The organism is Amycolatopsis australiensis, from assembly GCF_900119165.1.
In the GTDB taxonomy this organism is placed as follows: domain Bacteria; phylum Actinomycetota; class Actinomycetes; order Mycobacteriales; family Pseudonocardiaceae; genus Amycolatopsis; species Amycolatopsis australiensis.
Map to the genome: position 1 here is coordinate 4,230,495 of NZ_FPJG01000006.1, position 16,576 is coordinate 4,247,070.

The 16,576-nt window shown below is 71.8% G+C and carries 16 protein-coding genes; 11 read left to right on the forward strand and 5 right to left on the reverse strand.

Going from position 1 to position 16,576, the window contains the following annotated elements:
- Positions 1–87: 87 nt before the first annotated feature.
- From BT341_RS21130 to BT341_RS21145, 4 genes are read left to right on the forward strand one after another with little or no spacing between them, the layout of a single operon-like run.
- The gene (locus BT341_RS21130) at positions 88–717 is read left to right on the forward strand and encodes a riboflavin synthase (RefSeq protein WP_072477932.1); all 630 of its coding nucleotides are present in this window, start codon (positions 88–90) and stop codon (positions 715–717) included.
- Positions 714–2,042, forward strand: a complete 1,329-nt coding sequence (locus tag BT341_RS21135; protein WP_072477933.1) for a bifunctional 3,4-dihydroxy-2-butanone-4-phosphate synthase/GTP cyclohydrolase II — start codon at positions 714–716, stop codon at positions 2,040–2,042. Before BT341_RS21130 ends, BT341_RS21135 begins: the two co-directional genes overlap by 4 nt.
- Positions 2,039–2,545, forward strand: a complete 507-nt coding sequence (gene ribH / locus BT341_RS21140) for a 6,7-dimethyl-8-ribityllumazine synthase (RefSeq protein WP_072477934.1) — start codon at positions 2,039–2,041, stop codon at positions 2,543–2,545. The genes BT341_RS21135 and ribH overlap by 4 nt, the downstream gene beginning before the upstream one ends.
- 38 nt (positions 2,546–2,583) lie before the next feature.
- Entirely contained in the window at positions 2,584–2,985 is a 402-nt protein-coding gene (locus BT341_RS21145; RefSeq protein ID WP_425426490.1) for a PH domain-containing protein, read from the forward strand.
- 131 nt (positions 2,986–3,116) lie between these two features.
- On the opposite strand, the gene BT341_RS21150 is transcribed toward BT341_RS21145, so the two are convergent.
- Complete coding sequence (locus tag BT341_RS21150; RefSeq protein ID WP_072477936.1) at positions 3,117–3,896, reverse strand: exodeoxyribonuclease III; 780 nt, start codon at positions 3,894–3,896, stop codon at positions 3,117–3,119.
- A gap of 66 nt (positions 3,897–3,962) precedes the next feature.
- On the reverse strand, positions 3,963–4,685 hold the full coding sequence (locus BT341_RS21155; RefSeq protein WP_072477937.1) for a S1 family peptidase: 723 nt from the start codon (positions 4,683–4,685) through the stop codon (positions 3,963–3,965).
- A gap of 188 nt (positions 4,686–4,873) precedes the next feature.
- Here BT341_RS21155 and uvrC point away from each other — a divergent pair, with 188 nt between their 5' ends.
- From uvrC to BT341_RS21180, 5 genes are all read left to right on the forward strand, one after another.
- A complete protein-coding gene (gene uvrC / locus BT341_RS21160; RefSeq protein ID WP_072477938.1) occupies positions 4,874–6,829 on the forward strand; it encodes an excinuclease ABC subunit UvrC in 1,956 nt (651 codons plus the stop codon).
- Positions 6,830–6,871: 42 nt separating this feature from the next.
- Positions 6,872–7,729, forward strand: a complete 858-nt coding sequence (rapZ, locus tag BT341_RS21165) for an RNase adapter RapZ (RefSeq protein WP_072477939.1) — start codon at positions 6,872–6,874, stop codon at positions 7,727–7,729.
- Position 7,730: 1 nt separating this feature from the next.
- Positions 7,731–8,723, forward strand: coding sequence for a gluconeogenesis factor YvcK family protein (locus BT341_RS21170; protein WP_072477940.1), 993 nt, complete (start codon positions 7,731–7,733; stop codon positions 8,721–8,723).
- Positions 8,723–9,715 carry a DNA-binding protein WhiA gene (whiA, locus tag BT341_RS21175; RefSeq protein WP_072477941.1) on the forward strand — a complete coding sequence of 331 codons (993 nt, stop codon included), beginning with the start codon at positions 8,723–8,725 and terminating at the stop codon, positions 9,713–9,715. Before BT341_RS21170 ends, whiA begins: the two co-directional genes overlap by 1 nt.
- Before the next feature lie 114 nt (positions 9,716–9,829).
- Positions 9,830–10,789 (forward strand): glucosyl-3-phosphoglycerate synthase, encoded by a 960-nt coding sequence (locus tag BT341_RS21180; protein ID WP_072477942.1) that lies wholly within the window; start codon positions 9,830–9,832, stop codon positions 10,787–10,789.
- Here the strand turns inward: BT341_RS21180 and BT341_RS21185 are convergent.
- Positions 10,739–11,641, reverse strand: coding sequence for a sterol desaturase family protein (locus tag BT341_RS21185; RefSeq protein WP_072477943.1), 903 nt, complete (start codon positions 11,639–11,641; stop codon positions 10,739–10,741). The two genes, BT341_RS21180 and BT341_RS21185, sit on opposite strands and share 51 nt — an antisense overlap.
- Positions 11,642–11,711: 70 nt before the next feature.
- Between BT341_RS21185 and BT341_RS21190 the strand changes: the two genes are divergently transcribed.
- Together BT341_RS21190 and BT341_RS21195 are read left to right on the forward strand one after the other, a co-directional pair.
- Entirely contained in the window at positions 11,712–12,320 is a 609-nt protein-coding gene (locus BT341_RS21190; protein WP_245805046.1) for a TetR/AcrR family transcriptional regulator, read from the forward strand.
- A 136-nt stretch (positions 12,321–12,456) separates the two neighbouring features.
- Entirely contained in the window at positions 12,457–12,813 is a 357-nt protein-coding gene (locus BT341_RS21195; RefSeq protein ID WP_072477945.1) for a hypothetical protein, read from the forward strand.
- 47 nt (positions 12,814–12,860) lie between these two features.
- On the opposite strand, the gene BT341_RS21200 is transcribed toward BT341_RS21195, so the two are convergent.
- Together BT341_RS21200 and hemF are read right to left on the reverse strand one after the other, a co-directional pair.
- A complete protein-coding gene (locus BT341_RS21200) occupies positions 12,861–15,428 on the reverse strand; it encodes a PQQ-dependent sugar dehydrogenase (RefSeq protein WP_072477946.1) in 2,568 nt (855 codons plus the stop codon).
- 177 nt (positions 15,429–15,605) lie between these two features.
- Positions 15,606–16,547, reverse strand: a complete 942-nt coding sequence (gene hemF / locus BT341_RS21205) for an oxygen-dependent coproporphyrinogen oxidase (protein WP_072477947.1) — start codon at positions 16,545–16,547, stop codon at positions 15,606–15,608.
- Positions 16,548–16,576: the final 29 nt, after the last annotated feature.

The following is a 16,576-nucleotide window of genomic DNA, read 5'->3' on the forward strand; positions in this document are numbered from 1 at the left end:
GCGGCGGCACCGGAGAAGCCACCGGGCCGCGGCGGGTGTTGGATGGAAGGACCGGCTCACCGACCGGCTCACGAGGAGGCAGCGGACGTGTTCACCGGCATAGTCGAGGAGATCGGCGAGGTCACCGCGGTCGAGCAGCTGACCAATGCGGCACGGCTGCGCGTACGCGGCCCGCTGGTCACCAGCGACGCGGGACACGGCGACTCGATCGCGGTCAGCGGGGTGTGCCTCACGGTCGTCGAGGTGGCGGGCGGCGAGTTCACCGTCGACGTCGTGCACGAGACGCTGCAGCGCTCGAGCCTGGCCAAGGTCGCGGTCGGCGACCGGGTCAACCTGGAGCGCGCCACCCCGGCGGGCGGCCGGCTCGGCGGGCACATCATGCAGGGCCACGTCGACGGGACCGGCGTGTTCCTCGGCCGCGACGAAAACGGCGTCACGACGTTCGCGCTGCCGAAGCACCTGTCCCGGTACGTGGTCGAGAAGGGGTCGATCGCGGTCGACGGCGTGTCGCTGACGGTCGCGGCGATCGGCGACGAGCAGTTCTCGGTCGCCCTGATCCCGACCACCCTGGAAGCGACGACGCTGGGCCGCCGCGAGGCGGGCGACCTGGTCAACCTCGAGGTCGACGTGGTCGCGAAGTACGTGGAAAAGCTGGCCGAGGCACACATCCGCGACCAGGTGCACAATCGGGACGGCGGCACGGAGGAGCGGTCATGAGTGAGACGAGCGCGGCAGAGCCCGAGGCGGGCTGGACCCCGTGCGGCACCGGGGCGGCGTTCGACGCCGACGCCATCGAGCGGGCGATCGCGGACATCGCGGCCGGGCGACCGGTCGTCGTGGTCGACGACGAGGACCGCGAGAACGAGGGCGACCTCATCTTCGCCGCGGAGAAGGCGACGCCGGAGCTGCTGGCGTTCATGGTCCGCTACACCTCGGGCTACGTGTGCGTGGCGCTGACCGAGGCCGAGGCGGACCGGCTGGACCTGCCGCCGATGTACCACACGAACCAGGACGCGCGGGGCACCGCCTACAGCGTCACGGTCGACGCCGCGGAGGGCATCAGCACCGGCATCTCCGCCGCGGACCGCGCGCACACGATCCGGCTGCTGGCCGACCCGTCGTCGACGGCGAAGGACTTCCGGCGTCCCGGGCACGTCGTGCCGTTGCGGGCCAAGGAAGGCGGCGTGCTGCGGCGGCCGGGGCACACCGAGGCGTCGGTCGACCTGGCCCGGATGGCGGGGCTCGCCCCGGCGGGCGTGCTGTGCGAGATCGTGTCGCAGAAGGACGAAGGCGACATGGCCCGCCGCGACGAGCTCGAGGTCTTCGCGGCCGACCACGACCTCGCGATCATCACCATCGCGGACCTGATCGCCTACCGCCGCCGCACCGAGAAGCAGGTCGAGCGGGTCGCCGAAGCGCGGATCCCCCTGGCTGCGGGCACGTTCCGCGCGGTGGGATATGACTCGCTGCTGGACGGCATCGAGCACGTCGCGTTCGTCTACGGCGAAATCGGCGACGGCCAGGACATCCTGGTGCGCGTCCACTCGGAGTGCCTGACCGGCGACGTCTTCGGCTCGCTGCGCTGCGACTGCGGCCCCCAGCTGGAAGCGGCGCTGGAGGCGGTCGCGGCCGAGGGCCGTGGCGTCGTGCTCTACATCCGCGGCCACGAGGGCCGCGGCATCGGGCTGCTGCACAAGCTGCAGGCCTACCAGCTGCAGGACGACGGCGCCGACACGGTGGACGCGAACCTCGCGCTGGGCGTCCCGGCCGACGCCCGCGACTACGGCACGGGCGCGCAGATCCTCTGCGACCTCGGCGTCCGCACCATGCGGCTGCTGTCGAACAACCCGGCCAAGCGGATCGGGCTGGAGGGCTACGGCCTGCGCGTCACCGGGCGCGTGCCGCTGCCGATCTCGCCGAACCCGGAGAACCTGCGCTACCTGCGGACCAAGCGCGACCGGATGGGCCACGACCTGGCGCAGCTGGAGCACTACGACCAGGTCGGCGCCGGCCCCGAGCACGCCGATGGAGGAGCACAGTGAGCGGCGAAGGCCGTCCCGACGTTTCGCTGGACCTGTCCGACTGCAAGGCCCTCAAGCTCGGCATCGTGGCGACCCGCTGGAACGCGGACATCACCGACGTCCTGCTGGAGCGTGCGCTGGCCGCGGCCCGCGAAGCCGGGCTGGAAGAGGAGCCGACCGTCGTGCACGTCGCGGGCGCGATCGAGCTTCCGGTGGTGGCGCAGGCGCTGGCCCGCAGCCACGACGCGGTGGTCGCGCTGGGCGTGGTCATCCGCGGCGGCACCCCGCACTTCGAGTACGTGTGCGACGCGGTGACGGCGGGGCTGACCAGGGTGGCGCTGGACGAGAGCACCCCGGTCGGCAACGGCGTCCTGACGTGCGACACGCACGAGCAGGCGGTGGACCGGTCGGGCCGCCCGGGCGCCAAGGAGGACAAGGGCTACGAGGCGACGGTGGCGGCACTGGACACGGCCCACGTGCTGCGGAGCCTGCGCCAGCCGTGGACCGAGCGGGGTTTCGTGTGAGCGTGGCTACGACGGTGGTGATCCGCCCGCGCCGGGCGATGATCATGTGCAGCGTGCTGGCGGTGGCGCTGCTGGCGGTGTTCGTGGTGGTGGCGGTGCTGCTGCGCAACGGCAACACGGGCGTCCACTTCCAGCGGTCCGACCAGGCGGCGATGGTCGGCATCGGGATCCTGCTGGCGGCGGGCGTGATGCTGTTCGCGATCGCCCGCGTGCGGGCCGACGCGGAGGGCATCGAGGTCCGGAACGTGCTGGTGACCCGCCGCTTCGCGTGGCACGAGGTGCTGTCGGTGAGCTTCCCGGACGGCGCGTCGTGGGCCCGGCTGGAACTGCCGGACGACGAGTACCACGCGGTGATGGCGATCCAGGCGGTGGACCGCGGCCGCGCGGTGGAAGCGGTGCGGGCACTGCGAAAACTGCACCGCGCGGCAACGGGCGGCTGACCCGGTTCTCAAGCGCCCCAAGGGGCCCTTGGGTGCGTGAGACGCACCCAAGGGGCCCTTGGATGCGTCTCACGCAACCAAGGCCGCATTGGGGCGCTGTCCCTGCCCCGCCGCCGCCGTGACCGGCGTTGTCAGAGGTCCAGGTCCACCACGATCGGCGCGTGGTCCGACGGTCCCTTGCCCTTCCGGGCCTCGCGGTCCACATAGGAATCCTTGACCGCGCCGGTGAACGCCGCGTTCCCGTACACCAGATCGATCCGCATGCCCTTGTTGTTCGGGAAGTTCCCGGCCCGGTAGTCCCAGTACGTGAACGGGTGGTCGTACTTCAGCGGCCGCGGGAACACGTCCGACAACCCGAGATCGCGCAGCCGGGCCAGCGCCTCCCGCTCCGGCTTCGTCACGTGCGTCGACTCCGCGAACAGCGTGATGTCCCAGACGTCCGCGTCCGTCGGCGCCACGTTGAAGTCGCCCAGCACCGCGAACGGCCGATCGGCCGCGACCTCCGAAGCGACCAGCGACCGCAACGCCTCCAGCCACTCCAGCTTGTACTGGTAGTGCGGGTTGGCCGGCTCACGTCCGTTGGGCACGTACACCGACCACACCCGGACCCCGCCGCAGGTCGCCCCGATCGCGCGGGCTTCGGCGGCGCCGTCGAACTGCGGCTCGCCCGGCAGCCCGCGCACGACCTCGGACAGCCCCACCCGCGACACGATGCCCACGCCGTTCCAGCGCCCCAGCCCGTACGCCGCGACCTCGTAGCCCAGCGCCTCGATCTCCGCCGCCGGGAACGCCTCGGTCGTGTTCTTCAGCTCCTGCAGGCACAGCACGTCCGGCGCCGTCTTCTCCAGCCAGTCGAGCACGCGGGGCAGGCGGGGGACGATGGAGTTCACGTTCCAGGTGGCGATCCGCATGCCGCGAGCATCCCACACCGCACCGACAAAACCGGGGCGGCGCCGAAGCGCCGCCCCGGGATCGCCTCAGACGCCCGCGGTCGTCCGGATCCACGACCGGCTGGCGGCCACGCTCGCGTAGTTGTTCGTGCCGCGCGTGTTCGTCCCGCTCTGGTTCTGGACCGTCGACGCGACGCCCACCTGCACCCCGCCGGACACCTGCGGCCCGCCCGAGTCGCCCTTCCACGCCGAGCCGTCGATGCCGACGCTCTGGATCGCGCGGCCGCCGTAGGCGTCCGTCGACCGGCCGGTGACCTGGACGTTCGCCGTCTTCAGCGACGTCGCCGGCGGGCCGGTCGGGGTGGTGCGGCCCCAGCCGTAGATCTGGTTGGTGCTGCCGGTGGCCGGGTCGGAGCTGCCGAGCGCGATCGGCGCCGCGCTGGTCGCGGACGCCAGGTGCAGCAGCGCGATGTCGCCGTTCGGGGACTCGTGCTCGCCGTCGACGGCGATCTTCGTGCCCGACAGCAGCGTGTTGCTGCCGACCCGGACGTACATGCCCGAGCCGTCCTGGTCGAGGCAGTGCACCGCCGTCATGACCCAGCGCGCGGCGACGACCGTGCCCGAGCAGTTGAAGCCCTGGTAGTCGCGCCCGGGCGTGTTCACGTACACCTGCGCGCCCCACGAGACGGCGGGGGCGGTGCCGCCGCCGACGATGTCCGGCTGGACGCCGGCGGAAGCGACGGCGCCGCCCGCGAGGGTCAGCGCGACGGCGGCCGCGGACGCGGCGCCGAGGAGACGGAGAGAGCTCACGGTGGTGATCCTTTCGGAGGGGGACCGGACCGGCCGGTCGGAAAGTAACCACCGCGTCACGCAGGGGGACACCCACCAAAGTCGGATCCGGACCAAAGCCCTACTTCCGGCGGGGACGCGGGTCACGACCGGCCGCGGCAGACCGGGGGGCGGCGGGGACTGTCGGTGGTGGCCCATAAGCTGGGGGCGTGGCTGACCCGACCACCTACCGACCCGCTCCGGGAAGCATCCCGGAGGCCCCTGGCGTGTACAAGTTCCGCGACGCGTCGAAGCGGGTCATCTACGTCGGCAAGGCGAAAAGCCTGCGCAGCAGGCTGAACTCCTACTTCGCCGACCTCTCCGGCCTGCACCCGCGCACCCGCCAGATGGTGACGACGGCGGCGAGCGTCGAATGGACCGTCGTCACCACCGAGGTCGAGGCGCTCCAGCTCGAGTACAACTGGATCAAGGAGTTCGACCCGCGGTTCAACGTCCGCTACCGCGACGACAAGAGCTACCCGGTGCTCGCGGTGACGCTGAACGAGGAGTTCCCGCGCCTGCACGTCTACCGCGGCGCCCGCAAGAAGGGCGTCCGCTACTTCGGGCCGTACTCGCACGCGTGGGCCATCCGCGAGACGCTCGACCTGCTGCTGCGCGTGTTCCCGGCCCGCACCTGCTCGGCCGGGGTGTTCCGGCGGCACGGCCAGATCGGCCGTCCCTGCCTGCTCGGCTACATCGACAAGTGCTCGGCGCCGTGCGTGGGCCGCGTTTCGGCCGAGGAGCACCGGGACATCGTCGAGGACTTCTGCGACTTCCTCGCGGGCAAGACCGACGTCATGATCAAGCGCCTGGAAGCGGAGATGGCGGCCGCTTCCGAGGACCTCGAGTTCGAGCGCGCCGCCCGGCTGCGTGACGACCTCGGCGCGCTGCGGCGGGCCATGGAGAAGCAGGCCGTGGTGTTCGGCGACGGCACCGACGCCGACGTCGTGGCGTTCGCGCACGACGAACTGGAGGCGGCCGTCCAGGTCTTCCACGTGCGCGGCGGCCGGGTCCGCGGCCAGCGCGGCTGGGTGATCGACAAGGCCGAGGAGATGGACGTCAAGGCGCTGGTCGACCACTTCATCACCCAGTTCTACGGCGAGCAGGCCGAGCTGGACGCCCGTGACGACGTCGACTCCGGTCCGGTCGTGCCGCGTGAGGTGCTGGTGCCCGAGCTGCCCGCGGACGCGGACGCGCTCGCCGAGTGGCTGTCCGGGCTGCGTGGCTCGAAGGTCCAGCTGCGGGTGCCGCAGCGCGGCGACAAGAAGGCGCTGGCCGAGACCGTCGAGCGCAACGCGGGGGAGGCGTTCACCCAGCACAAGCTGCGCCGCGCCGGCGACCTGACGGCCCGCTCGGCGGCGCTGACCGAGCTGCAGGAGTTCCTGGCCCTCGACACCGCGCCGCTGCGCATCGAGTGCATCGACATCAGCCACATCCAGGGCAGCGACGTCGTGGCGTCGCTCGTGGTGTTCGAGGACGGGCTCGCGCGCAAGTCCGAGTACCGCCGGTTCGCGTTGCGCGAGGCGGCCACCGAGGGCGACGTCGCCTCGATCGCCGAGGTCGTGCGGCGCCGGTTCTACCGCTACCTCAAGGAAACCGCGGAGGACACGGACAAGCCCGGCCTCGACCCGGAGACCGGACGGCCGAAGAAGTTCGCCTACCCGCCGAACCTGCTGGTCGTCGACGGCGCGGGCCCGCAGGCCACCGCGGCCGCGGACGTGCTGGCCGAGCTGGGGATCACCGACATCGCCGTCGTCGGGCTGGCGAAGCGGCTGGAAGAGGTGTGGCTGCCCGCCGACCCCGATCCGGTGATCCTGCCCCGGACGTCGGAGGCGCTGTACCTGCTGCAGCGCCTGCGTGACGAGGCCCACCGCTTCGCCATCACCTACCACCGCGAGAAGCGCTCCAAGCGGATGCAGACGTCCGAATTGGACAGTGTGCCCGGGCTGGGGCAGGCTCGCCGCACCGCGCTGATCAAGCACTTCGGCTCGGTGAAGAAGCTCAAGCAGGCCAGGATCGAGGAGATCGAGGCGGTGCCCGGCTTCGGCAGGCGCACCGCGGAGGCCGTGGTCGCCGCGCTGGCCGGGGAGTCCGGCGCCGGCAGCGGCACAGAAGCAGGGGAGTAGGGAAACACAGTGAGTGCGCAAGAGGAGATCCGCGGCTCCGGTATGGAGGTCGCGGTCGTGTCCGGGCTGTCCGGGGCGGGCCGCAGCACGGCGGCCAAATGCCTGGAGGACCTGGGCTGGTTCGTCGTCGACAACCTGCCCCCGGAGCTGATCGCCACCATGGTCGAGCTGGGCGCGCAGGCGCGCGGCGCGATCACGAAGGTCGCGGTGGTGATGGACGTGCGCTCGCGCGCGTTCACCGACGACCTGGCCTCGGTGATCAAGGACCTCGACGCCCGCGGCTACAAGCCGCGCGTGCTGTTCCTGGAGGCGACCGACGCCGTGCTGGTCCGGCGCTTCGAGGCCGTCCGCCGCGGCCACCCGATGCAGGGCGACGGCCGCCTCGCCGACGGCATCACCGCCGAGCGGGCGCTGCTGGAGCCGCTGCGCGAAGAGGCCGACCTGGTGCTCGACACGTCTTCGCTGTCGGTGCACGACCTGCGCGCCAAGATCGAGGACGCCTTCGGCTCGGAGGCGAGCACCCAGACCCGGGTCACCGTGCTGTCGTTCGGTTACAAGTACGGCCTGCCGATGGACGCCGACCTGGTCATGGACGTCCGGTTCCTGCCCAACCCGTTCTGGATCCCGGAGCTGCGCGAACACACGGGCCTCGACGGCGAGGTCCGCAACTACGTCCTCTCGCAGGAGGGCGCCGAGGAGTTCCTCGACCGCTACCACCAGCTGCTGCGCCTGATCGGCGCCGGCTACAAGCGCGAGGGCAAGCGGTACCTGACGCTCGCCGTCGGCTGCACCGGCGGCAAGCACCGCAGCGTGGCGCTGTCCGAGGAGCTCGCCCAGCGCCTGTCCAATGAGGACGGTATGGCCGTGAAGGTGGTGCACCGCGACCTTGGTCGTGAATAACGTGCGCGCGGTCGCCCTCGGGGGCGGCCACGGGCTGCACGCCACGTTGTCCGCGGTGCGGCGGGTGACCCCCGACGTCACCGCGGTCGTCACCGTGGCCGACGACGGCGGCTCGTCCGGGCGGCTGCGGCGCGAGCTCGGGCTGCTGCCGCCGGGCGACCTCCGGCAGGCCTTCGCCGCCTTCGCGGCCGAGGACGGCGGCACGCTGTGGGCGGAAGTCTTCCAGCACCGCTTCGGCGGCGACGGCGCGCTGGCCGGGCACGCGGTGGGGAACCTGCTGCTGGCCGGGCTCTTCGAGGTGCTCGGCGACCCGGTCGCCGCGCTCGACGAGGCCTGCCGCCTGATGGGCGTCTCGGGCCGCGTGCTGCCGATGTCGCCGGAGCCGCTGGAGATCGAGGGCCTGGTCAGCGGCCTCGACAGCGAGGATCCGGCGGCCCTGCGCACGATCCGCGGCCAGGTCGCGGTGGCGACGACGCCCGGGCAGGTGCGGCGCGTCAGCCTGCGCTCGAGCGGCCGCCCCGGCCGTCCGCCGCTGGCGTGCGACGAAGCGGTCGAGGCCGTGCTGAACGCCGACGTGGTGTTCCTCGGGCCCGGCTCGTGGTTCACCAGCGTCCTGCCGCACCTGCTCGTGCCGGGCCTCCGCGACGCGCTCGTGCGCACGACCGCGACGAAGGTCCTCGTGCTCAACCTTGTCCCCCAGCCGGGGGAAACCGCGGGATTCTCCCCGGAGCGGCATCTGGACGTACTCTTCGAGCACGCGCCCGATCTGCGGGTCGACGCGGTGATCGCGGACCGCGATTCCGTGCCCGACCCGGCGAATCTCCGGCGCGCGGCGGAACGGCTCGGCGGGCGCGCGCACCTGGGGGCGGTCGCCGACCCGGTAGTGGCGGGACGGCATGATCCTGATGCGCTCGCGCGGACGATGCGGGAGGCTCTCGGTCTCGGCAGGGACGGGGAGCACGGGGGAGGAGCGGAAGGCAGGGAGGGGCAGTAATGGCGATGACCGCCGCGGTGAAGGACGAGCTGAGCCGGCTGGAGATCACGAAGATCGGGCCGCGCCGGGCGGAGGTCGCGTCGCTGCTTCGCTTCGCCGGCGGGCTGCACATCGTGGCCGGCCGGGTGGTCGTGGAGGCGGAGCTGGACACGGGCTCGGTCGCGCGACGGCTGCGCAAGGAGATCCACGAGCTGTACGGCCACCATTCGGACGTCCACGTCATCACCGCCAGCGGCGGGCTGCGCAAGGGCACCCGGTACGTCGTGCGCGTGGTCAAGGACGGTGAGGGCCTGGCCCGGCAGACCGGGCTGATCGACCAGCGCGGCCGCCCGGTGCGCGGGCTGCCCGCGGCCGTGGTGTCCGGCGGAGTGGCCGACGCGGAAGCGGCGTGGCGGGGCGCGTTCCTCGCGCACGGGTCGCTGACCGAGCCGGGCCGCTCGTCGTCGCTCGAGGTGACCTGCCCGGGCCCGGAAGCGGCGCTGGCCCTGGTGGGCGCGGCCCGCCGGATGGGCATCCAGGCGAAGTCCCGCGAAGTCCGCGGCGCCGACCGCGTGGTGGTCCGCGACGGCGACGCGATCGGCGCGCTGCTGACGCGGCTGGGCGCGCACGCGAGCGTCCTGCAGTGGGAAGAGCGGCGGATGCGCCGCGAGGTCCGCGCGACGGCGAACCGGCTGGCGAACTTCGACGACGCGAACCTGCGCCGCTCGGCCCGCGCCGCGGTGGCGGCGGCGGCCCGCGTGGAGCGCGCGCTGGAGATCCTGGGCGACACGGCCCCGGACCACCTCCTGGCGGCGGGCAAGCTGCGGCTGTCGAACCGCCAGGCGTCGCTGGAGGAGCTGGGCCAGCTGTCGGACCCCCAGATGACGAAGGACGCGGTGGCGGGCCGCATCCGCCGCCTGCTGGCGATGGCGGACAAGCGGGCGAAGGACCTGGGGATCCCGGACACGGAGTCCGCGGTCACGCCGGAGATGCTCGAGGAAGAAGACGCCTGAGCGCGCCCGCCGTTAACGGGAGCCGTCATCTCGTAACACCGCGGTAGCGCCCGGGACCGGCCGCCGAAACGCGGGACCCCGAACCTCGGAAGCGAACGAGGGAAGGGGAAGCGCATGCTGCAGGTTTCGCCGGAGATCGGCACCTGGCTCACCCGGCGCAGTGGCAAGGCCGGTGACTGGACCACCCGGGAGCTGGTCGCGGCCAAGCGCGGCACCACGGTGTCCGTCGTCATCCCGGCCCGGAACGAGGAGGCCACCGTCGGCGCGATCGTCGCCGCCATCCGCGACGATCTCCTGGGCACGCTGGTCGACGAGATCCTCGTCGTCGACAGCCACTCGACCGACGCCACCGCCGAGGTCGCCGCGGCGGCGGGAGCGGCCGTCGTCGCCCAGGACTCGGTCTTCCCCATGCTGGAGGGCCTGCCGGGCAAGGGCGAAGCGCTGTGGAAGGGCGTGGCCGCGACCAGCGGTGATCTCGTCGTCTTCGTCGACGGCGACCTGTACGACTTCACCACCGACTACGTCACGGGGCTGCTCGGCCCGCTGCTGACCGACCCATCGGTCGCCTACGTCAAGGGCTTCTACCACCGCCCGCTCGGCACCGAGGCGGACGGCGGCGGCCGGGTCACCGAACTCGTCGCGCGGCCGCTGCTCAACATGTTCTGGCCGGAGCTGGCCGGCTTCGTGCAACCGCTCGCCGGCGAGTACGCCGGCCGCCGGGACGTGCTGGAGAGCATCCCGTTCGTCGCCAACTACGGCGTCGAGATCGGGCACCTCATCGACTTGCTGGAGCTGCGCGGCCTGGACGCGCTCGCCCAGGTCGACCTCGGCCACCGCGCGCACCGCCACCAGAGCACGCAGGCGCTGGGCCGGATGTCCGGCCAGATCATGCAGACGCTCTTCGACCGCCTGGAACGCTACGGCAGGCTGGTCACCGCGGTCCCGCCGTCGACGCTGCTCGCGCAGTTCCGGCGCGGGACGTCGCCGGGCGTCGACCGCGAGATCGTGCTCACCGACCTGACCTCACCGCAGCGCCCGCCCCTGAACAGCCTCGCCCTGCGGGACATCGCGTAGGCCGGGACCGGGCTGCCAGCCGGGCGGCCCGAACACGTATCCCGCGCGCTCGCGCCAGGTGCGCGCCCGCCGCAGGTCGCGCAGGATCGAGCCGTACTCGTGGAAGCCCACCGCGAGCAGGTTGTACGTGCCGATGTTCTTCGTCAGCCCGTAGGTCGGCCGCTTGCCTTCGGGCACGAAGCTGCCGAACAGGCGGTCCCAGATGATCAGGATGCCGCCGTAGTTGGCGTCCAGGTATTCGGCGTCGCTGCCGTGGTGGACGCGGTGGTGGGACGGGGTGTTGAAGACGTACTCGAACCAGCGCGGCAGCTTGCCGACTTTCTCGGTGTGCACGAAGAACTGGTAGACGAGGCCGATCGACAGCCCGGTCAGGATCATCCACGGCGGGATGCCGCACAGCGCCAGCACCGACCAGAACGGCAGCTGGAAGTAGGGCGTCCACTTCTGGCGCAACGCCGTCGAGAAGTTGTAGTGCTCGCTGGAGTGGTGCACCTGGTGACCGGCCCACAGCAGCCGCACGCGGTGGCTCGCGCGGTGGTAGGCGTAGAACACCAGCTCCTGGCCGAGCAGCATGAGCGCCCACGTCCACCAGTCGTGCGGGTCGAGGCGCACCGGCGCCAGCTCGAAGAGCGCGGCGAACACGACCAGCATCACCAGCCGGAACAGCGCGTTGACCCCGACCGCGACGGTGCCCATCAGCAGGCTCGTCCGCGTGTCGGCGACGCTGTAGCCGACGACGTTGTCGTCGTGGCCGAGGACATGCACGGCCACGATTTCGATCGCCACGAACAGCAGGAACACCGGAATCGCGAACAGCACGGGGTCGCGCAGGTGCGCCAGGAACTCGGCCACGCCGCCTCCTCTGATCTGACCTGACGGTAACTTACCCTAGAGTCACTTTACGCACGGTAGGCTCTGCGGCGTGACGGAGTCAAGGGCGGTCGGGACCAAGGGGATGCCGCGCGAAGAGCGCGAGGCCCAGCTCATCGTGGCCGGCACCGAGGAGTTCGGCCGGGCGGGCTATGCGGGCGCGTCGATGGTCGAGATCGCGCGCCGGGTCGGGGTCACGAAACCGTTGCTGTACCAGTACTTCGGCTCGAAGGACGGGCTCTACCTGGCGTGCCTGCACCGCGCGGGCGACCGGCTCACCGAGGGCGTCGCGACGACCATGGCGGCCGGCGGCGAACCCGACCAGATGCCGCTGAAGGTGCTCTCGGCGATCTTCACGACGTTCGACCACGACCGCTACGCGTGGCGCCTGCTGCGCGACCCGACGGTCCCGGCCACGGGCGACATCGCCGCCGCGGCGGCCGACTACCGGCGCCGGCTGGACGCGTTCGCCCTGCTGGGCGCGACCCAGCTGATGACTTCGCGCGGCCTGGCCGACCCGGTCGACATCGAGGCGATCGCGCAGGTCTGGACGGGCGTGGTCGACTCGCTGATCAGCTGGTGGATCGACCGGCCGGACGAGGACGCGGCCGCGATGACGGCACGCTGCGGGCGGATCATGGCGGGCCTGTTCGGCTGGTGACGGCCGGTCCACTGTGGACCGCGCGGCGCCGCCACCCGGAGTTCGCCGCCGCCCGGCGATCGGTCCCGCGAACGGCGTAGCGAAACCGCCGTCGTTCGCGATTAATCAGGGAAGCCGTCCCGTCGAGAGGTGCCGAATGCCCGAAACACCTGAAACCGCCCTGCTGGCGCAGCGGTTCACGGAGGACCTGCTCGACGGCTGCCGGGTGCTGGCCAGGGACTACGGCTACCGGCCCGCCCAGTTCGAGCGCATGGTCCGGGAGCACGGCGGCGTCGAAGCGGCCCGCCTGCTGCTGCGGGGCGCCGGGACCGCGGGCGGGTTCACGGTGCTGTGGGAGAAGAACCAGCTCGGCCGCAGCTCCGAGGCGACGATGCTGCGCGAGGAGTACGCCGAGCTGTTCACCCCGGACGAGCTGCTGCTCGCCCGGCGGCGGCTGGAGGAGCACGGCTTCGACGTCGACGCGCACCTGCGCCGGACGAACGAGCCGGGCTAGGGCGGCAGGGGTGACCGGCGCCGCTCCGGTCACCCCTGCCGCGGCTTCTAGCCGGCCGCCGCGCTGGACTTGCCGTGCAGCACGACGTTCGCCGTCGCGGCGCCCTTGATCGCCGTCTCGATCTGGGCCATCGTCGAAGACGAGGTCAGGCCCGGAACCGTCGAGGTGCCGAGGGCGTAGAGGGTGAACGTGTACGGGTGGCTCGACCCGCCGGGGCAGGGGCCGAAGAACTTCTGCGCGTTCGCCCCGCTGCCCATGGCTTTCTGCTTCGCGCCACCCTGGCCCGGCACGGTGTAGCCCGCGCCGAGGCCCTCCGGCAGCGACTTCGTGGCCGCCGGGACGTCCCAGATCGCCCAGTGCAGCTTGTTGCCGCCGTTGGCCACGTCGGCGAACACGATCGCGTACGCCTTCGCGCCGGCAGCGGCACCCCACGCGAGCGGCGGCGACGGGTCCTGGCCCGCCGTGCCGTCACCGGCGCAGGTGTACTTGTCCGGGATCGTCGCGTTGTCGGCGAACGCGGAGCTGGTCAGCTTGAAGCCGCCCGGCGCGGAGCCGCCCGGGAACTTCAGCCGCACGATCACGTTGTCCAGGACCGTCGGCGTGCCGCCGTTCTTGTCGTTGTTCGTCGAGGTCAGCCACAGCCCGCCGTCCGGGGTCTTCGTCACCGAGCGCAGGCGGCCCCAGCGGCCGGAGAACACCGTCGACACCGTGCCGACCCCGGTCCCCGCCGCGTTGATCTGCGTGGCGAACAGCTGCTCGCCGGTGACGCCGGCGATGTAGATCCAGTCGTTGACGATCTCGACCCCGGACGGGCCCGCCTGCGACGTCGGCCAGGTCTTCTTCGGGGCGATGAAGCCGCTGCAGCTGCCGATCGTGCCTTCGCAGCTCGGCCAGCCGTAGTTGCCGCCCTTCTGGATGAGGTTGAGCTCGTCCTGGCTGCTCTCGCCGAACTCCGCCGCCCACAGCTGCCCGCGGGAGTCCCAGGCCAGGCCCTGCGGGTTGCGGTGGCCGTAGCTCCAGACGTACCGCGCGTTGCCGCCGGTGGCGTAGAACGGGTTGTCGGACGGCGCCGAGCCGTCGGGGTTGAGCCGCAGGATCTTCCCGTTGAGCGAGCTCTTGTTCTGCGCGTTGTCGCTGTTCTTCGCGTCGCCCACGGTGGCGTACAGCTTGCCGTCCGGGCCGAACTTGATGCGGCCGCCGTTGTGGTAGCGGTTCTTCGCGATCCCCGTCAGCACCGGCGTCGACGTCGACGACAGCGTCGTGCCGTCGTAGGTCATCTTCACGATCCGGTTGTCGCCGGAAGCGGTGTGGTACAGGTAGATCGCGTGGTCGGACGTCCAGTTCGGCGAGATCGCGAGGCCGAGCAGGCCGCCTTCGCCGTTCGTCGTCACCGCGCCCGGCACCTTGCCCAGCGTGGTCTTCTGGCCCGACGGCGTCACCAGCAGGATCTCGAACCGGTCCCGCTCGGTCACCAGCGCGTTGCCGTTCGGCAGGAAGTCCACCGCCCAGGCGAGGTCGACCTTCGCGATGTCCCGGTCGTACTCCGGGATGCCCCCTGCGCCGCCCGGAGCGCTCGTCTTGACGGTGACCGCGTTGCTCGCCGCGGAGCTGTTGCCGTCGGGGTCGCGGGCCTTGACCGTGAACGTGTACGAGGTGCTCGGGTTCAGGTCGGTGACCGTCGTCCCGAGCGACGTCGTGGTCGCCACCTTGGCCGAGCCCTGGTAGACGTCGTAGCCCGCGATCGTGCCGCTGTTGTCCGTGGACGCGTTCCACGCCAGGGAGACGCTGTTGGCGGTCACGCCGGTGGAGCGCAGGTTGCCCGGCACGGTCGGCGGGGTGGTGTCGTCACTCGGCGGGGTGGTGAAGGTGACGACGTTGCTCTGCTGCGACGGGTTGCCCGCGGCGTCGAACGCGCCGACCGAGATGTCGTAGGCGGTGTTCGGCGTCAGGTTGTCGACGGTCGCCGTGGTGGTGTTCCCGTCGACGGTCTTGAGGATGTTGCCGCCGCGGTTGATCTCGTAGCGCACGACGCCGACGTTGTCGGTGGCGGCGGTCCAGGTGAAGGTGGCCGCGGTCGGCAGGATGTTGCTCGCCTTGAGGTTCGACGGCGGGGTCGGCGGCTCGGTGTCGGTGGGCGCGGTGAACGTGTCGGTGAGCTTGTCCGCGTTCGGCCCGCCGTCGGCGGTGGTCGCCGTGGTGCGGATCTTGTTGACCCCCGCGGTCAGCGACACCTTCGCGGTGACGGTCTTCCACGTCGTCCACGAGCCGGTGCCGGGGAAGTCGACGGTGCCCTTGTCGCCGCCGTCCACGGTGAGCTTCACCGGCCGGTTGGCGGTGGTCCCGTTGGCGTAGCGGAAGGTCAGCGTGTGCGTGCCCGCTTGGGCGGCGTTCACGGAGTATTCGACGTAGCTGCCGGCGACGTTGTCGAAGTTGACGAACCCGGTGCCGGAGTAGCCGGCGTGGTTCGATTCGACGGCGCCCTGGGAGATCACGGCGTTCTCGGACTCGTAGTCGGTATCCGCCGCGAAAGCGCTTACCGGAGTGAGCGCGGTGAGGCCGAGCGCCGCGACGGCGGTACCGGCCAGTACCACACGCCACGGTGGACGGGGTGCCACTGGGAGCCTCCTGCGTGGGTCGGGGGACAGGGGGTGACCGGGGCGGACGGGTCGGCGGACCACCGGACGCAATAGTTAGGAAAGTTTCCTATCTATGGGACAGATCTCACACCCTCCGAGCGGGCCGTGTCAATACTGGACAGGTGCGCTCACCCTTGGTGAAGAAGGGTTTCCCGCTCAGCGGGCCACCCGCGGGTCCGGCACGGCGGCGGGTTCGCCCGCCCAGTCACGGGGGACGAGGAACGACGCCAGTTCGGCTTCCGGGCTTCCTGGCTCCGGCGTGAACTCGAACTCCCACCGGGCCAGCGGCGGCAGCGCCATGAGGATCGCCTCGGTGTAGCCGCCGGTCTGCAGCCCGAACCGCGTGCCGCGGTCGTGGACGAGGTTGAATTCGACGTACCTGCCGCGCCGGTACAGCTGCCACTGCCGTTCGCGCTCGCCGTACGCCAGTTCACGGCGGCGCCGGACGATCGGCAGGTACGCCGGGGCGATCGTCGCGATGCCCGCCGCCGCGAAGCCCGCCGCGCGGCGCCAGCCGTCCGGGCCCGGAGGGCACAGGTGGTCGAAGAAGATGCCACCGATCCCGCGGTTTTCGCCGCGGTGCGGCAGCCGGAAGTACTCGTCGCAGGCCCGCTTCGCCTGCGCGTGGAACGCGGGGTCGAAGGTGCCGCAGTAGTCGCGGAGCACCCGGTGGAAGCCGACCGCGTCCTCGGCGAAGCCGTAGCACGGCGTCAGGTCCGCGCCGCCGCCGAACCACCACGTGCTGCCCGACTCGAAGTACCGGAAGTTCGCGTGGAACGCCGGCACGTACGGGTTGCGCGGGTGGATCACCACCGACAGCCCGGTCGCGAAGAAGCCGCTCTCCGGGTCCAGGCCGTGCTGCGCGGCGACCGTCGCCGGGACGCGCTCGCCGTGCACGGCCGAGTGGTTCACACCGGCGCGCTCGAAGACGTCCCCGTTCTCCAGCAGCCTCGCCTGCCCGCCGCCACCGCCGGGCCGGTGCCACTCCGACCGGCCGAAGCGGGCCCCGCCGTCGAGCCGTTCCAGTTCCGCGACCAGCTCGCGCTGGCCGGAGCTCATGATCGCCCGGACGGCGTCGCGTCTCTCGCCTGAAGGCATGTCCCCCACCCCCACCGGGCAGGGTACCG

Bases quoted from the DNA above. Each gene is read 5' to 3' on its own strand.
- BT341_RS21135 (WP_072477933.1), top strand. From the start codon at position 714: ATGAGTGAGACGAGCGCGGCAGAGCCCGAGGCGGGCTGGACCCCGTGC.
- BT341_RS21145 (WP_425426490.1), top strand. From the start codon at position 2,584: ATGATCATGTGCAGCGTGCTGGCGGTGGCGCTGCTGGCGGTGTTCGTG.
- BT341_RS21150 (WP_072477936.1), bottom strand. From the start codon at position 3,896: ATGCGGATCGCCACCTGGAACGTGAACTCCATCGTCCCCCGCCTGCCC.
- rapZ (WP_072477939.1), top strand. From the start codon at position 6,872: ATGGAGGTCGCGGTCGTGTCCGGGCTGTCCGGGGCGGGCCGCAGCACG.
- whiA (WP_072477941.1), top strand. From the start codon at position 8,723: ATGGCGATGACCGCCGCGGTGAAGGACGAGCTGAGCCGGCTGGAGATC.
- BT341_RS21180 (WP_072477942.1), top strand. From the start codon at position 9,830: ATGCTGCAGGTTTCGCCGGAGATCGGCACCTGGCTCACCCGGCGCAGT.
- BT341_RS21195 (WP_072477945.1), top strand. From the start codon at position 12,457: ATGCCCGAAACACCTGAAACCGCCCTGCTGGCGCAGCGGTTCACGGAG.
- hemF (WP_072477947.1), bottom strand. From the start codon at position 16,547: ATGCCTTCAGGCGAGAGACGCGACGCCGTCCGGGCGATCATGAGCTCC.